This is a genomic window from Salinibacillus xinjiangensis, assembly GCF_009649735.1.
Taxonomy (GTDB): domain Bacteria; phylum Bacillota; class Bacilli; order Bacillales; family Alkalibacillaceae; genus Salinibacillus; species Salinibacillus xinjiangensis.
In genome coordinates, this window is the sequence record NZ_WJNH01000008.1 from 111,647 (window position 1) to 127,048 (window position 15,402).

Here is a 15,402-nt window from a genome sequence, read left to right on the forward strand (position 1 = left end):
GACCCTCGTTTGCTGTCACGAGATCATTTCTAAATAGATTATAAAAAAAAGAATATCTGAATGAAAGGCTATTTAATGTACGCGAATTATCATTGACAAAGGGATTATAATATAGTAGAGGGAGGAGAGAAACTTGTCTTCTATTAACAAAAGTCGAAATCAATACATGACAGTCATGCAATCTCAAGCCGATGGTACGATTTCATATTGCACGATTAATTTACTTGATGTAGATTTTATTGAATCTGAAAACCGTCGTCTAGTATATTACATTGGGGATCAACGCTATCATCAAATTACGAAGCTACAGGAAATGCAATCCGTTTTAAATGAAAGCGATGGTTTTGTTTCATTAGATCGGACGAATTTGGTCAATTTAAAAAAGGTGAAGCGTTATGACCCAGAGCTAGGGAATATTTATTTCACAGATGAAATAGAGAAAAATAGTATTTTTGCCACAATAGCAAAAATCAAACAAAAAATAATGTCACCTTTAATCCAAAGAGCCATCGCCAAGAATACGTCCATAACACAAGAGTTTAAACATGAAAAAACTCACTATTCGACGACCACCAAGACACAAAACATCAAAGAATAGGAGAAAGTGCTAAATGATTTATTTTATTTTCGAATTATTTTTTGGAGCTTTTGAAGCTTTTGCAACACTCATTATTTCAACAACCCTTTTTCGAATACCTATACGTTCTATCTACCTTCGATTATTGGGAGTTAGTTTTATCATCTCAGGAATGTCTTTATTCTTATTTAATTACTTGAATGTTCCCTACTTCCTAGGGGAAGCGATAAACATTGGAATCATCATTAGTTTCTATTTGTTTTTTGTCCATCTCCGTTTTTGGCAATCAATTACGGTTACAATGGTAGGATATGTAGGGGCAAATATCATACTAGGGATTACTTATTTAATCCTTTCCTCCTTTCAGTTAATTGAAGGAAACATGATTATGAACACCCCTAATGGTCTATTAAATTTAATGACCTTGCAATTTATCTATTCTCTCATTTCATTTCATCTCACGTTTGTACTTTATTATTTTCGCTGGGGATTTTTATTTACCCTTCAACCGGAGTTACAGGATCGAAAATTGGACTATAAAAATATTCAAGTGATCTCTGTTATATTCCTAAGTTTATTTACCACTTTATATGTCTTACATCTGGGGGTTTATAGTGATCATATTGCAACAAGTCCCATCACCATTATAGTAGTTATTGCAGCAGGATTATTAAGCTTATTCACCATGTTTATGTTAAACCGAAAAAGACTACAAAAAGAATTTTTAGAAATTCAGCAAAACATTAAATTGTAGAAGACTAGTTCGATTAATAGGCTAGTCTTCTATTTGATTTTAAGTCCGTACATTTTGAATTATTGGGAGAAAGTTTTACAATCAATGTATGGATGTGTTTTCATCTAAAGAAAGGTTGATTATGATGTTTCAAGATATCCAATTAGATGAGTTACTGAAAAGACAACAAAATGAGCAAATCAATATCATAGATGTACGTTCACCTTCCGAATATAAAGATGCTATGATTCCAAACAGTGTAAATATACCCGTCTTTAGCGACGAAGAAAGGGCTGAGGTCGGTACAATTTATAAGCAGAAAAGCCCTGAAGCGGCAAGAGAAAGAGGCCTTGAGATTTTTTCAGAAAAGCTGCCACGTTTTGTAAAAGAGGTAAAACAATTGGAAGGGGAAAAAGTTGTTTACTGTTGGCGTGGAGGTATGCGCAGTAAGTCTGCCGCAACAGTTGTTGATTTAGCAGGCGTGCCTGTTTACAGGCTTGAAGGAGGATTTCGTTCCTATCGCGACTGGGTATTGAATACCTTAGATACCATTGAATTCAAACCGCGAGCCATTGTTTTAAATGGCTTTACAGGCACTGGTAAGACTAAAATTCTTCATCAGTTAAAATCTGAAGGATACCCTGTATTGGACTTAGAGGGAATGGCCAATCATCGAGGATCGATTTTTGGTCAAATTGGACGAGTACCCCACAACCAAAAGAAATTTAACTCCCTACTTGTGCATGAACTCCTGCAATATCAAAATGGGGATTACATGTTAATAGAAGGAGAAAGTAAGCGAGTTGGTAAAGCGGTCATTCCGGACTTTTTATTAGATAAGAAGGATCAAGGTATTCAATTTTTCATTGAACTTCCGAAGTCAGAACGTGTGAAAATTATTTTAGAAGATTATCAGCCATGGGACCACCAGGAAGAAAGCATTGAAGCGTTTAGGAAGATTAAAAAACGCATTCACACTCCAGTTGCAAAGGAAATTGAACAATCTTTAGAGAACGGTGCCTACGCTAGGGCTGTTGAATTATTATTAGAATATTATTATGACCCTCGCTATCAACATTCCATTACGGAAAGCACGGACGAAAACTTTAAAATTATACAAGGTGAAACCGTTGAAGAAGTCACAGAAAAAATTCATGAACAGTTAGCTAGACTAGATAAAGTCGCTCAATAGCTATTTAACAACCGTCCTTTTTAAAGGACGGTTTTCTACTACATAAGCAAATATACACATATGGGACTTAAAATGGAAACGATAACGGCTGATAATGTCATAGCTACAGTGCTCACCGCTCCTTCTTTTTCTCCATTTTCCATACTTTTTGTAATTCCGATTGCATGAGAGCCACTTCCCATTCCGACCCCTCTTCCTAGATAGTGGTGAATTTTAAACCACTTCAGTAACGTAGGACCAATAACCGCTCCTCCAATACCTGCTATCATAACAAATACTGCAGCAAGTGGTGGAATCCCACTTAGAGAACTAGCAATCTCCATAGCAACAGGCGTTGTAGAGTTTTTTGGAATTAACGAGTAGATAATAGCGTCATCAAACAGTAACCACTTTGTTAACAAAAGGCCACTTACAATTCCGATTACAGCACCTAATATAATTCCCGCAAGTATGGAAAGGGGATATGTTTTTAAGATGTTCCACTGGTTATAAAGCGGATAGGCCAAGGCAACCACAGCAGGTCCTAACAACCAATCCAGCCACTTCCCTCCTACCATATACGTTTGATAGGGAATATCAAAGATTAGTAGAAAGAAGGCTATTATGATAGTCGAGGTTAGCACTGGTAATAAGAATGGATTAGACCACTTTTTATAAAGTTTTTGCATAAAGTAGTAAATAATAATGGTTGCACATAACGCTAAAACACCAATAAGTATATTATTCATGATTCCTCAACCTCTTCCTCCCTAAATACTGACTCACTGTTCCAGCAATTAGGATAACCATCAATGTACTGCTTAGGGCGATTGGGAAAAGCAGCACACCTCTCCCACTAAAAAGGTGGAAATAATTTATAATTCCTGTTGTTGCTGGAATAAATAGTAATGGCAAAAGCTTTATTAATGTTTTCGAGCCTTCACTGACCCAGTTCACATTTAACTTTTTGGTCATTAATAGTAGAAAAAGTAAAAGCATCCCGATGATACTTCCGGGTATGATTATGTTAAAAAACGCCTGAATCCAGGTCCCAATCAAATAAAAAATAGATAAAATGATGATCTGCAAAATAATGGTCCCAATATTTCTTACATTTCCCAAATCGTCTTCATTCTCCTTTACTACATTTTCTGGCTTCTTTGCATGTATAATTTAATGTATTGTCATATATGTTTTGGAAAAGTAATTCTGTTTTGTCATAATATGAATAGTATACATGAGGATAAGTAAAGGAGCGATACGTATGAAAAAACTTCTTTTTATTGAAACAGGAATGGGTATTGATGTACATGGTCAAAACATTACAAAGGCTGCGGTTCGAGCTGTTCAAAATGCTATTCATTATAATTCCATGCCAGGAATAAGAGGATTACTCCCTGACCAAGACATCAACAATATGAAGGTAAATGTAAAGCTAGCCTTACCAATAGATCAAGATAAACTGGATCACGAAGCAGTCAAAAAAGAAATTCCTTATGGAGAGGTTACATTAACATTAATGGACGGCGGCATGGCGACTACACATGGGATTGTACTAGAGGATAAAGAAGATCAAAACGATTTAATGTATATTGTGGTAGCATCAGTTGAGGTAGGATATTAGATAGCGACATTCTCTTAAAACAGAACTAATCTAAAATTGGGGTACCTTTTGGGGCACCCCATTTCCTGTTATTCAGGTTGTTTTACAAACTTTAATTGCGCTATATAGATGACCAAGCAAATGAAGCTGGTTTACACGGAATTGAAATTGAAGGAACAAATGTTAAAAATGTTAAATTAGATAAAGAAGGTTCTGCTACAGCAAACCTTGAGCCAGGCGAATACACCATCAGATGTATCATTCCTTGTGGTGAGGGACATGGTGAAATGACTGCACAATTAGTTGTTGAATAAAGAAAACTTGGCTATTACCAAACACTAAAAAAAGACTGCCACCACGACAGTCTTTTATTCTGCATCAAAATTTTTCCCATAAAAAATCTCATTCATTTCTCGGGATAATTTCGCCGATATCTCTGATTCTTCCTCTTCACTCAGTTTTTCCTTCGTATAACCAAACAGGTAGTTATTCAAATCAAAGTCCTTTAACTTACATTTCGTATGAAAAATATGTTCTTGAAAAACGTTCACATCAATCATATGGTAATCCTTTTTCACTTCTTCTGGAATATAGTTTTGAATGGAGTTTATGTCATGATCAATAAATAGCTTTTTGCCATTTTTATCCCGCGTAAATCCCCTTACCCGATAATCCATAGTCATGATATCTGTATCAAAGGAATGGATTAAATAGTTTAAGGCCTTTAATGGAGAAATTTCTCCACATGTTGATACATCAATATCAGCCCTAAAGGTGCTAATGCCCTCGAACGGATGGTACTCAGGATATGTGTGCACAGTAATGTGACTTTTATCCAATTGAGTGACGACTGAATTCGGGAGTGGACCAGGAGTTTCGTCCAATGATTCAGTTGGCACCTCTACAACTGGACCCTCCGAGACTAATAAAGTAACACTTGAGCCTTGTGGTTCAAAATCCTGTTTTGAAACATTTAACACATGTGCACCGATGATGTCAGATACTGTGCTTAAGATATCTGTTAAACGGTCTGCATTATACTGCTCATCTATATATTCTATGTAAGCCTTCCGTTCCTCTTTGGTTTTCGTATAGCAAATGTCATACATATTGAAGCTTAAGGTTTTCGTTAAATTATTAAAATCGTGTAGCTCAATGCGCTGTTGCTGTGTAAGCTTCATGCCACAAACTCCCCCTTGCAATGAAATAGGACTCAGAAATATGTATTCCCCATGAAAGCTTTCCTTATGCTATACAAGCATGAATACTTTTTACGACCATCAAAAAATGCACGTAATCTCTTTTTCTAACGAGATTACGTGCACCCTAATATGTGGGGCTTAGTCATCCTCACGTTCTGTTGAAATAGAAATAATATTCCCTGTATAGGCATCAACCTCAATTTCTGCCTCATGGTTAGGGCCTTCCATTTCAATGTCGTAGTATAAACGTTCATCGTCATCATTGAGTTCTATTTCAACAACTTTTGCCTCAAAGTTTAATTTTGCCTTTGCAATCGCAATAGCTTGTGATTGAATGATTGGGAGCTTTCCCTTTTTGGGCTCTGTAAAGTGAACTACTTCTTCCTTTGAATCGCCATTCTTGTCATCGTTATCATCGTCGTTGTTACTACTCGCTTTCTTGTCATCATCCTCATGATTCTTCTTTTCTTGTTTTGGCTGATTTGTATTATCAGTATCATCATCTTTGCTATTTGAATTCTTAGAGGAGGATGAATCATCATGCTCTGTCTCAGTTTCAACCTTTGATTCAGATTTTACATCTGTATTGGATTTTGCGGATGATGTATCTGTTTCCTTTTTATTCTCAGAGGTTACCTCTGTTTTATGTTCTGCCGTCAATTTGGTGTTGGTTAACTCTTTTTCTTCTAATCGAAGAACCTCTCCTGTTTCACCATCTAATACTAATTCGTACTCATGACCATCACCTTTAATTTCCATTTCATAAACTGCTTTGTTCCCTCTTTTTTCAAATTCAACTTCGACTACTTCACCCGGAAATTGGCTTTGAGCTAATTCCTTTGCCTCCTCAACTGACAAAGTGGCTGCTGAAGAGGAACCGGACATTTGATAAATTCCCATCCCAACCCCGAATGCTACTACAATTCCAATAATCGATGCTAAAACCTTTTTCTTCATCTTTTTCCCTCCTATTTCTTGATAGTTCTAGAATAGGTAAAGCAGATGAAAAGAGTCTGTGATCAAGATTAAAATTTGATGAGAATTTCATTTAGAATTGTTAATGTGGTATAGATACCGTGAACACCGTTCCATTCCCCTCTTCACTCACAACAGAAATTTCGCCTCCATGTGACCTCGCAATAAATTGGGCGATTGGAAGCCCTAAACCAGTACCACCAGTTTCTCTACTTCGAGCTTTATCCACACGATAAAAGCGATCAAATATCCTCTCAACATCCTGTTCGGCTATCCCCTCACCAAAATCCTGAATATCAACTTTCACTAATCCATCTACATGATCAACCGTAACATTTACATCTTCTTGACTATATTTACACGCATTATCTATAAGTATATAAAATAATTGATTCATTTTTTCTCGGTCACAACTAAGTTCTAATTGATCAAAATCAGAAGAAAACTTAATCTTTCTTTTATATGTAACCGTAAATGCCCTTATACAATCCTGGAGCATAGGAATAAGATTAACATGCTCAAATTGAAGATTTTCTTTTTGTTCATTTTTAGCTAAATCAAGCATTTGCTGAATCATATAACTCATTCGTTCCGTTTCTGTATTAATGGCATGAGTCGCTTCATCAAACACCTCAGGCCTCGACTTTCCCCATCGTTCTAATAATTGCGTATAGCTTTTTATGACCGATAACGGCGTCTTCAGTTCATGAGAGGCATCTGAGACAAATTGTTCTTGTTTGTGAAAGCTTTCCTTTAAGCGCTCAATCATACGATTATAAGTGCTGCCCATTTGATACAGTTCGTCCTTTGAGCGACCAGAAATATTGATGGTTCTCCATTCTCCCTTTTTAGGGTTATCTGTCATGGTTTTGGTCAGTTGCTGAATCGGTTTTAATAAGAAATTACTAAGAAAATGACTTCCGATAATGGTTGGGATCACCATAATTAAAGAGGCAAATAAAAGCACATAAAATAGCGTCGACATCGTTTCATCTAGGGAGGAGAGTTTTTCGGTAACCTGAAGAGTCACAACCTCCCCGTCCTCCCATATTATCGGGACAGACACCATCACACTTCGTACTCCATCCTCCCCTTCAATAACCTGACTAGTCTCTGCACTTACATAATCTGATGGTAAATCAAAAAACTCTGCATCTTTTCTAATGGAGTGAATCACTTGGTCTTCCTGATTGATGATTTGAATCATTCCATTACTTGGAATATATGCTTTCATGAGATCATTGGGGCTAATTGTCGTATCCATATTATCCGCCAAAGCCTCCATAATGGTGTTCGTTTCCGATTTCACACGCTCGATTTCCGCATCGATAGATATTTTATAAAACAAATAGAAAATAGCCGTATTAATCAACAAAATAACGATGAATACGACCAAGGTTGAGTACATTTGTATTTTGGTTCTCAGTTTCATTGCTTACCCTTCCCTTATCGAATAACCAACCCCACGGATAGTCTGAATATAGGCTTGATCATAAGGTTTATCAATTTTTCTCCGTAAATACCGGATATATACATCCACCACGTTGGTTTCCCCAAGATAATCATAACCCCATACCTGTTCGATGATTTGATCTCTCGTTAAGACTTGATTTTCATTTTTTAATAAAAATACCAATAGATCAAATTCCCTTGGGGTCAACTCGATGAAATGATTGCCCCGCTGTACCTCACGGGTTTGTAAATTAACAACAAGATCACCAATCTTCATCATTTCCTGCTTCTGTTTCGGTTGCTGACGAAGATGCGCTCTAATTCTGGCTAACAGCTCTTCAATTTGAAAGGGTTTGGTTATGTAGTCGTTAGCACCTAAATCTAAGCCACTTACTTTATCATGAACCTCATCGCGTGCTGTCAGCAATAGGACCGGAACATTTGCCCCTTCCTTTCTTACTCGTCTTAGCACCTCAAACCCACTCAATTCAGGCAATTGAATATCTAGAAGAACCAAATCCCAGCTATCATTTACTATACTCTCCACCGCATCCTTGCCATTGTATAAACAAGCAGCTTGATACCCTTCATATTCCAATTCAAGCTGCAAAACCCTAGCTAGCTTTTTTTCATCCTCCACTATTAAAATATTGGTCATGGAATCGCCTTCCTTTTTCGTTTCTATAACTATTTTATTATAGGTAATGGCGGATTTTACTTCATGAATTGATTTTATTCCTTGTAGATATGTTCTGCTTATTTGCTCAAAGTCCTGCTTGCTCACTGTTTACGATGAAAATTTTCTCGAGTTTCCCTTGACCCTAACGTTACGTTACACTTTATAGTAATTATTGAAGGGAGGTTACCAGCTATGAAAGTAAAGGAAGTGGCTGAATTAGTTGGAATCAGTGTGCGCACACTGCATCATTATGACAGTATCGGGTTGTTATCACCTGAGAAGACAACAGACGCCGGCTACCGAATTTATTCAGAACAGGATTTAGAAACCTTGCAGCAGATTTTATTTTTTAAAGAATTAGGCTTCCCTTTGAAAAAAATTAAAGAGATTATTGAGAGCCCTTCATTTGACCGTGAAGAGGCACTTGCTCTCCACAGGCAAATGTTAATGGACAAAAGAGAACAATTGGATCAGATGATTTCAACGATTGATAAAACCATAAAACACATGAAAGGGGAAACTCAGATGTCGAATCAAGAAAGGTTTAAAGGATTTGACTTTAGCCATAACCCATATGAACAGGAAGCACGTGAGCTTTGGGGGGACAAAGCTGTTAACGACTCCAATACCAAAATTGAGAAAATGTCTAAGTCAGAGCAAAAAGCATTAGGGGAAAAATTTGATGAAATATACAAGGAATTGGCAGCGATAAGGCACCTCGCACCTGATTCAGAAGCAGCGCAGAAGGGAATTAAGGTTTGGTTTGATTACCTGAATGAGATTGGTCATTATTCTTTAGATGCTTTTAAAGGTCTTGGTCAAATGTATGTTGATGACGAGCGATTCACAAAAAACATTGATCAATACGGAGAGGGATTAGCTGTATTTATGCGTGATGCAATGGCCGTGTTTGCGGACCAAAATAAATAATTAATAAATTTGGCAAGAAGATCTGAAGAAAAGGCCTTCTTGCCAGCTAATTTGTAAACTATCATTATACGAAGTAATACCTCTTGAAGATTATTAAAAAATATATTATGATTTCTATTGTTCTAGTGCATGCTGGTGTAGCACAACTGGCAGTGTGCTTCACTCGTAATGAAGAGGTCGGAGGTTCGAGTCCTCTCACCAGCATCCGTGGAGAAGTACCCAAGTGGTCGTAAGGGGATGCACTCGAAATGCATTAGGGGTTAACGCCCGCGTGGGTTCGAATCCCACCTTCTCCGCCATTTCAAACTTAAACCTTCTTATCGCCCCATTTTTAACGCAATTCTAGAATAAATCATTCCCTAGATTAATAATCTGTACTATATGGACAGCTTTCTTTTTTGCACTTATAAGAAAGCGTTTTCAATAGTATTTAAGAGGGGATGATCGGATGAAAGCACTCACTTCTTTTTTTGATCGCATGGTTCAGCGCTACTTACCGGATGCCTTTTTATTCGCGGTTATCTTAACAATCATTGTTTTCGCATTAGGTATTGCCTTTACGAGCAGTTCTCCAGTCGATATGGTTCAGTTTTGGGGACAAGGTTTTTGGGACTTACTAGCCTTTGCCATGCAGATGTCTTTAATTGTTGTTACGGGCTATATTCTAGCTAATAGTCCACTAGTGAAAGGGATTCTATCTAAGATTAGCACCTTTGCTAACACCCCGAGTCAGGCAATTTTACTCGTAACCATTATATCTTCCATTGCATGTTTAATTAACTATGGGTTTGGGTTAGTCGTTGGTGCTCTTATCGCCATTCATGTAGCCAAAAGAGTGCCAACAGTTGATTATCGGCTGTTAATTGCTGCAGCCTATAGTGGTTTCTTACTATGGCACGGGGGCTTATCAGGATCGGTTCCCTTAACTATTGCTACTGAGGATCACTTTTTATTTGACATGATTGGGTCAATTCCCATTTCGGAAACACTCTTTAGCGGACTTAACCTATTTATTGTATTGATTCTATTAATCACACTCCCGTTACTAAATTGGTTAATCTTAAGGTCAAATGAATCTACGGGAACGATTGACCCACAGTTTTTAGACAACCAAACATCCACTACTAAGGTTGAAACTCCTACAAAGGAAGATATGACCCCAGCAGATCGATTAGAGCATAGCAAAATCATTTCTCTATTAATTGGATTATTAGGTTTAGGTTTCATTGTATATCATTTTGTTCAAAATGGATTAGACTTAAATATTAATATCGTGAATTTTATTTTCTTATTCCTTGGGATTATCTTTCACCAGACCCCAAAACGTTTTCTGGAAAGTGTATCTGATGCAGTAAAGAATGTGGGCGGAATCATTGTTCAGTTTCCGTTTTATGCGGGAATTATGGGCATGATGGTTGCTTCTGGATTATCTGAGCAAATGTCAAGCTGGTTTGTTAGCATTTCCACTGAATTCACCTTTCCGCTATTCACCTTTATAAGTGCGGGGATTGTTAATTTCTTTGTACCTTCTGGGGGAGGTCAATGGGCTGTGCAGGCACCAATTATGATTCCTGCAGCCGCAGATATTGGAGTTGATACAGCCAAAACCGCAATGGCTGTCGCATGGGGGGATGCCTGGACTAATATGATTCAGCCATTTTGGGCTTTACCATTACTAGCTATTGCCGGGCTTAAGGTAAGAGATATTATGGGATTTTGTGTCATGATATTAATATGGAGTTTTATCCCCATTTCAATTGGTCTATTATTCTTTTAATAATCGTAATAACCCCCATATCCTATTTAGATATGGGGGTTTTTTATGTCTTTTTTTTTACTAGATTCGCAATCACAATTCCAGATAAAATTAATGATGAGCCAATAAGTATACTGACTGTCAGCTCCTCCTCTAAAAATAACCAGCCAAAAAACATCCCAAAAACAGGAACAAGCAAAGTAGATATGGTAGCTGTTACCATATCAATAATACTTAACAGCATGAACCATACCGTGAAGCATAAGGCAGAAGCTAAAACCCCTGTAAACAATATATAATAAATACTTTCAGTGGTTAGAGAGATAGGCCGACCCCATTCCATCACGACTGCTGCCAATATAATGCCTAATGTACCAAACACCATTTGATAGGTGTTTACCTGAAGCTGTGAAACTCCCTTAAACTTTAACCGATAATATACATTTGAAGCGCCCCAAGAAATGGCTGCAATGATAATTAAAATTTCTCCAAAGATAACCCTAGAATCCTGCTTTGCCCAGATGTCCCAACCTAGAATGGTTAAGAGCCCTATTAATCCTACACCAAGCCCTAGCAACTTCATATAAGGAATCTTTTCAGTAAGAAATTTAGCCGCTAGTAAACTACTCCAAATAGGCATGGAATATAATAGAACAGAAGATTTACCAGCCTCAACAAATATCATTCCATACATAACTAATAAAAAGACAATGCTTGTTTGTAATATCCCCACAATAATTAAGTGTCCCCATTTGCCCTTAGGTGGTTTACCAACCTTCATAAGCCAAAGAACAATCAACATTGTAAGAGCCCCAGTTCCAAATCGAAAGGCTGAGAACGTGAAAGGTCCCATATATTGAAGGGCAGATTTCATTAAAATCCAAGCATAGCCCCAAATCAAGGTCACAACCAAAATTACAATCCAAATCATCCATTTGTGTTTGGGTAACATCGAGGTCATTTTATTTTCCAACTTATACACCTCAGTAATTTTTTTCATGTGGATATGTAATGGTGAATATTATAACATAAGCGTCTTCCAAGAATCTGTAATTCAGCTTTAGAAAGGAGGTTTGTTAATGAAAACGTCTAGATTTGTTCTCCTCATAATTACCCTTCTATTTGTAACAGGTTGCCAAATTGAAATTACAACCAATGAAGATCAAACAAGCAACCAGTCTAATTCACCCCCCGAAGAAAATGAAATATCCCCCGAAACAGAGCCCAAAGAAAATGATAGTGGAGATGCCGACGATAAAAGTAATGAGCAAAACGAAGAACCTACTACCGAATATAATGAATCTTCCTTAGCAGTACCTGATTATATTCACGTGGAAAGACCTAATGATTTTCACACACAAAGTCAACCAAACCTAAAAGAACCCATCCCCCATACAAAAGCCCTGAATATTTATTCTTCCTTAAATGAAAATGAAAAGCAGAAGGTTAGGAAAATATTAACCGACCTTGGTTTTCCAGACCTAAACAAACTATCCCAGAATACGGATTCATTACATGAAAGAGAGCTAGAGCTGCTTTATTATGCCGTTACAACCATGAAAAACCAGCAATATCAGTCATGGTTTAACTTAGAGGAAAGTGAAGGCTTACTGTTTATGGGACTATTCGAATATGCGCATCAATCAGTTCAATTTAGTTCTCAAATTGAACCCGAAACGAACGAAGCTATATTTGAACATTATATACAGGTGGAGGACCCCGCATCGGCAGGTCAGCCCTTCTTTTTTCTCAATTATTTAGTGAGAGACGGAAGAGTTTATCAAGTCCACGACCCTGCAACAAACTCTGTTGAACACATCTTCCCCTTCCCTTATGGAATCGCTCCGAATCGAATGATTTTACCTTATGACATACAAGTGGGCAGCAAATGGGAACAAAATGTAGAAGTAGATGGGCAACAATATAAAATGGTTTCCGAGATTATCGAAATAAAGCCAGAGGTAATTCGTGTGAAAGGTTATATAGAAGGAATCGAAAACTATCCAAATAATCGATATGAGGAAGAATACGTGGTCAAAAAAGGTATCGGGATATCCTATCATTACCATACGAAGATGCCTGACAATATCGGGATAGACTTCGAATTTGAGTTTGTCAAAGAGGAGCCGATTCAGATACAGTAATAGTATGAAACACGTTAGGCTCATCCACCGGGTGTGCCTAACGACCTAACTACAACCTTTTTACGAAAAGTGTATAATAGAATCAGTTAAAATAATTGCTAGAAAAGAGTGTTTGAATGAGTCTACTTAACGTCGAAAACCTAACAAAAACATATGGGGAAAAAATATTATTTGATCATATATCCTTTACAATAGAAGAAAAAGACCGAATTGGCTTAATTGGAGTTAATGGAACCGGAAAATCGACATTACTCAAGGTAATATCTGGTTTAGATTCTGCGGAAGAAGGTAAGATTCTTCATTCAAAAAATTTCCGTATAGAATACTTACCACAAAACCCAGAGTTTGATAAAGACCTATCTGTTCTCGATTATATTTATCATGGCGATTCGGACATTATGAAAGCGCTGCGAGCCTATGAACAAGCATTAGCAAGTTTAAACGCAGACCCAACAAACGAAAAAAGACAGCAACAGCTCCTATCTGCACAGCAAAAAATGGACGAACATGAGGCATGGGATGCAAATGCAGCTGCTAAAACTGTTCTTACCCGACTAGGTATTACAGCATTTTCAGATTTGGTCACATCATTATCCGGGGGACAAAAAAAACGTGTAGCCATTGCTAAATCTTTAATCCAACAAGCTGACCTGCTCATTATGGACGAGCCTACCAACCATCTCGATAATGAAACGGTAGAATGGCTAGAAGCTTTTCTAGCCCAATATGACGGTGCTTTAATTCTTGTAACGCACGACCGGTATTTTTTAAATCGTGTCACCAACCAAATTTTTGAACTTGATCAAGGAAAACTGTACACGTATGAAGGGAATTATGAAGTTTTCTTAGAAAAAAAGGCAGAGCGAGAAGAACAAGCTGTACTGAATGAACAAAAACGACAAAATACATTAAGAAGAGAATTAGCCTGGCTACGTCGCGGCGCAAAGGCTCGTTCTACCAAGCAAAAAGCCCACGTACAGCGTGTTGAAAAACTAAAGAATCAAAAACCGATCCAAACGAATGAGCAAGTGGATATTGCCTTAGGGTCATCAAGGTTAGGGAAAAAAGTAATTGAGCTTGAATCCATCACAAAACAATTTGATAATGAACGATTAATCAATGACTTTAACTACTTGATTACACCAAACGACCGACTCGGCATTATAGGTCCGAACGGAAGTGGTAAAACCACTTTGCTAAATATACTAGCAGGACGCATCACCCCTGATGAAGGGTCTATTGATATCGGGCCAACGGTGAAAATTGGCTATTACACACAAGAAAGTGTAGAAATGGATGAGAGTCTTCGAGTGGTTGAATTCATTAAACAAACGGCTGAAGTCGTCAAGACAGCAGAGGGCGAAGTTGTCACAGCAGAACAAATGCTAGAGAAATTTTTATTTCCTAGACCTATGCAATGGACATACATTCACCGCTTATCTGGAGGAGAAAAACGTCGATTGTACCTATTGAGTGTCTTAATGGGAGAGCCTAATGTTTTATTTTTAGATGAGCCTACCAATGATTTGGATATACAAACATTGTCGATTCTAGAGGAATATCTTGATTATTTTCCAGGGGTTGTCATCACGGTATCCCACGACCGCTACTTTTTAGATCGTGTTATAGAGCGCCTTATTGCCTTTGAAGGAAATGGACAAATCCGTTCGTTTTACGGGATTTATACGGATTACATGAATGTGAGGAAGAAAGAACGAGTTTTAGAGGCTGAAGCAGAGAAGTTCGCTAAAAGAGTAAAACAAGAGCCTAAGACTAATCAGAAAACGAAACCGAAAAAGCTTTCCTATAAGGAGCAAAGGGAATGGGAATCGATTGAAGATCGGATTACAGGACTTGAAGAGCGATTAGAGCAGATACAAGCTGAGATAGAAGTAGCTGCAAGTGATGCTGAAAAGGCACAAAACCTATTCCAGGAGCAACAACAGGTTGAAGAGGAATTGGAACAAGCGATGGAGCGTTGGGAGGAGTTATCCTTACTTGTTGAGCAAATGGAAAACAATAAACATTAGCTTGAAAAACAGGGAGTGTAATATGAACTGTGTAAGTAAGAAATGCGTACGGTTTCTTACTTGCACAGTCTTTTTATTTGGTAGAATAAATATAAAGCTAAAGGAGTGATTTTGATGGGGAAGTCAAAGAGAGATCCTAACTCCGTAGAA

Annotated in this window: 16 protein-coding genes and 2 tRNA genes; 11 read left to right on the forward strand and 7 right to left on the reverse strand. The window is 37.5% G+C overall.

Translation table 11 applies throughout. The annotated features are described in order from the left end of the window. Positions 1 to 133 precede the first annotated feature (133 nt). The 3 genes from GH754_RS13470 (at position 134) to mnmH (ending at position 2,502) form a co-directional block, all read left to right on the forward strand. Positions 134 to 598: a LytTR family transcriptional regulator DNA-binding domain-containing protein gene (locus GH754_RS13470; protein WP_153729211.1), complete on the forward strand. Its 465-nt coding sequence runs from the start codon at positions 134 to 136 to the stop codon at positions 596 to 598. A 13-nt stretch (positions 599 to 611) separates the two neighbouring features. After that, complete coding sequence (locus tag GH754_RS13475; RefSeq protein WP_153729212.1) at positions 612 to 1,331, forward strand: hypothetical protein; 720 nt, start codon at positions 612 to 614, stop codon at positions 1,329 to 1,331. A gap of 124 nt (positions 1,332 to 1,455) precedes the next feature. Then, positions 1,456 to 2,502, forward strand: a complete 1,047-nt coding sequence (gene mnmH, locus GH754_RS13480) for a tRNA 2-selenouridine(34) synthase MnmH (RefSeq protein ID WP_153729213.1) — start codon at positions 1,456 to 1,458, stop codon at positions 2,500 to 2,502. A 38-nt stretch (positions 2,503 to 2,540) separates the two neighbouring features. On the opposite strand, the gene GH754_RS13485 is transcribed toward mnmH, so the two are convergent. Beyond that, positions 2,541 to 3,230, reverse strand: a complete 690-nt coding sequence (locus GH754_RS13485) for an LrgB family protein (RefSeq protein ID WP_153729214.1) — start codon at positions 3,228 to 3,230, stop codon at positions 2,541 to 2,543. Further along, positions 3,223 to 3,603: a CidA/LrgA family protein gene (locus tag GH754_RS13490; RefSeq protein WP_228550263.1), complete on the reverse strand. Its 381-nt coding sequence runs from the start codon at positions 3,601 to 3,603 to the stop codon at positions 3,223 to 3,225. Before GH754_RS13490 ends, GH754_RS13485 begins: the two co-directional genes overlap by 8 nt. A gap of 142 nt (positions 3,604 to 3,745) precedes the next feature. Here GH754_RS13490 and GH754_RS13495 point away from each other — a divergent pair, with 142 nt between their 5' ends. After that, positions 3,746 to 4,105, forward strand: a complete 360-nt coding sequence (locus GH754_RS13495) for a Lin0512 family protein (protein ID WP_153729215.1) — start codon at positions 3,746 to 3,748, stop codon at positions 4,103 to 4,105. Between the two features lie 95 nt (positions 4,106 to 4,200). Continuing rightward, entirely contained in the window at positions 4,201 to 4,398 is a 198-nt protein-coding gene (locus tag GH754_RS13500; protein WP_153729216.1) for a cupredoxin domain-containing protein, read from the forward strand. Positions 4,399 to 4,452: 54 nt separating this feature from the next. Here GH754_RS13500 and speD read toward each other — a convergent pair whose 3' ends face one another. The 4 genes from speD to GH754_RS13520 all read right to left on the reverse strand — a co-directional run bounded on the left by speD (position 4,453) and on the right by GH754_RS13520 (position 8,371). Continuing rightward, the gene (gene speD, locus GH754_RS13505; protein ID WP_153729217.1) at positions 4,453 to 5,265 is read right to left on the reverse strand and encodes an adenosylmethionine decarboxylase; all 813 of its coding nucleotides are present in this window, start codon (positions 5,263 to 5,265) and stop codon (positions 4,453 to 4,455) included. Positions 5,266 to 5,424: 159 nt separating this feature from the next. Continuing rightward, the gene (locus tag GH754_RS13510) at positions 5,425 to 6,243 is read right to left on the reverse strand and encodes a PepSY domain-containing protein (protein ID WP_153729218.1); all 819 of its coding nucleotides are present in this window, start codon (positions 6,241 to 6,243) and stop codon (positions 5,425 to 5,427) included. A 100-nt stretch (positions 6,244 to 6,343) separates the two neighbouring features. Further along, positions 6,344 to 7,693, reverse strand: a complete 1,350-nt coding sequence (locus tag GH754_RS13515; protein ID WP_153729219.1) for a HAMP domain-containing sensor histidine kinase — start codon at positions 7,691 to 7,693, stop codon at positions 6,344 to 6,346. A 3-nt stretch (positions 7,694 to 7,696) separates the two neighbouring features. Continuing rightward, positions 7,697 to 8,371: a response regulator transcription factor gene (locus GH754_RS13520; protein WP_153729220.1), complete on the reverse strand. Its 675-nt coding sequence runs from the start codon at positions 8,369 to 8,371 to the stop codon at positions 7,697 to 7,699. A gap of 213 nt (positions 8,372 to 8,584) precedes the next feature. Here GH754_RS13520 and GH754_RS13525 point away from each other — a divergent pair, with 213 nt between their 5' ends. The 4 genes from GH754_RS13525 to GH754_RS13540 all read left to right on the forward strand — a co-directional run bounded on the left by GH754_RS13525 (position 8,585) and on the right by GH754_RS13540 (position 11,099). Continuing rightward, a complete protein-coding gene (locus GH754_RS13525) occupies positions 8,585 to 9,322 on the forward strand; it encodes a MerR family transcriptional regulator (protein ID WP_153729221.1) in 738 nt (245 codons plus the stop codon). A gap of 131 nt (positions 9,323 to 9,453) precedes the next feature. Beyond that, a tRNA-Thr gene (locus GH754_RS13530) sits at positions 9,454 to 9,526 on the forward strand. A gap of 5 nt (positions 9,527 to 9,531) precedes the next feature. Then, positions 9,532 to 9,621: transfer RNA gene (locus tag GH754_RS13535), tRNA-Ser, on the forward strand. 149 nt (positions 9,622 to 9,770) lie between these two features. Next, positions 9,771 to 11,099: a short-chain fatty acid transporter gene (locus GH754_RS13540; RefSeq protein ID WP_153729222.1), complete on the forward strand. Its 1,329-nt coding sequence runs from the start codon at positions 9,771 to 9,773 to the stop codon at positions 11,097 to 11,099. A gap of 43 nt (positions 11,100 to 11,142) precedes the next feature. Here GH754_RS13540 and GH754_RS13545 read toward each other — a convergent pair whose 3' ends face one another. Further along, on the reverse strand, positions 11,143 to 12,051 hold the full coding sequence (locus GH754_RS13545; RefSeq protein WP_228550264.1) for a DMT family transporter: 909 nt from the start codon (positions 12,049 to 12,051) through the stop codon (positions 11,143 to 11,145). Positions 12,052 to 12,157: 106 nt separating this feature from the next. Here GH754_RS13545 and GH754_RS13550 point away from each other — a divergent pair, with 106 nt between their 5' ends. Together GH754_RS13550 and GH754_RS13555 are read left to right on the forward strand one after the other, a co-directional pair. Continuing rightward, positions 12,158 to 13,222 carry a hypothetical protein gene (locus tag GH754_RS13550; protein WP_153729223.1) on the forward strand — a complete coding sequence of 355 codons (1,065 nt, stop codon included), beginning with the start codon at positions 12,158 to 12,160 and terminating at the stop codon, positions 13,220 to 13,222. Positions 13,223 to 13,338: 116 nt separating this feature from the next. Then, entirely contained in the window at positions 13,339 to 15,252 is a 1,914-nt protein-coding gene (locus GH754_RS13555; protein WP_153729224.1) for an ABC-F family ATP-binding cassette domain-containing protein, read from the forward strand. Positions 15,253 to 15,402: the final 150 nt, after the last annotated feature.

Coding starts and splice junctions, on each gene's coding strand:
- GH754_RS13475 (WP_153729212.1), top strand. CDS start 612: ATGATTTATTTTATTTTCGAATTATTTTTTGGAGCTTTTGAAGCTTTT.
- mnmH (WP_153729213.1), top strand. CDS start 1,456: ATGTTTCAAGATATCCAATTAGATGAGTTACTGAAAAGACAACAAAAT.
- GH754_RS13485 (WP_153729214.1), bottom strand. CDS start 3,230: ATGAATAATATACTTATTGGTGTTTTAGCGTTATGTGCAACCATTATT.
- GH754_RS13495 (WP_153729215.1), top strand. CDS start 3,746: ATGAAAAAACTTCTTTTTATTGAAACAGGAATGGGTATTGATGTACAT.
- speD (WP_153729217.1), bottom strand. CDS start 5,265: ATGAAGCTTACACAGCAACAGCGCATTGAGCTACACGATTTTAATAAT.
- GH754_RS13510 (WP_153729218.1), bottom strand. CDS start 6,243: ATGAAGAAAAAGGTTTTAGCATCGATTATTGGAATTGTAGTAGCATTC.
- GH754_RS13515 (WP_153729219.1), bottom strand. CDS start 7,693: ATGAAACTGAGAACCAAAATACAAATGTACTCAACCTTGGTCGTATTC.
- GH754_RS13520 (WP_153729220.1), bottom strand. CDS start 8,371: ATGACCAATATTTTAATAGTGGAGGATGAAAAAAAGCTAGCTAGGGTT.
- GH754_RS13525 (WP_153729221.1), top strand. CDS start 8,585: ATGAAAGTAAAGGAAGTGGCTGAATTAGTTGGAATCAGTGTGCGCACA.
- GH754_RS13540 (WP_153729222.1), top strand. CDS start 9,771: ATGAAAGCACTCACTTCTTTTTTTGATCGCATGGTTCAGCGCTACTTA.
- GH754_RS13550 (WP_153729223.1), top strand. CDS start 12,158: ATGAAAACGTCTAGATTTGTTCTCCTCATAATTACCCTTCTATTTGTA.
- GH754_RS13555 (WP_153729224.1), top strand. CDS start 13,339: ATGAGTCTACTTAACGTCGAAAACCTAACAAAAACATATGGGGAAAAA.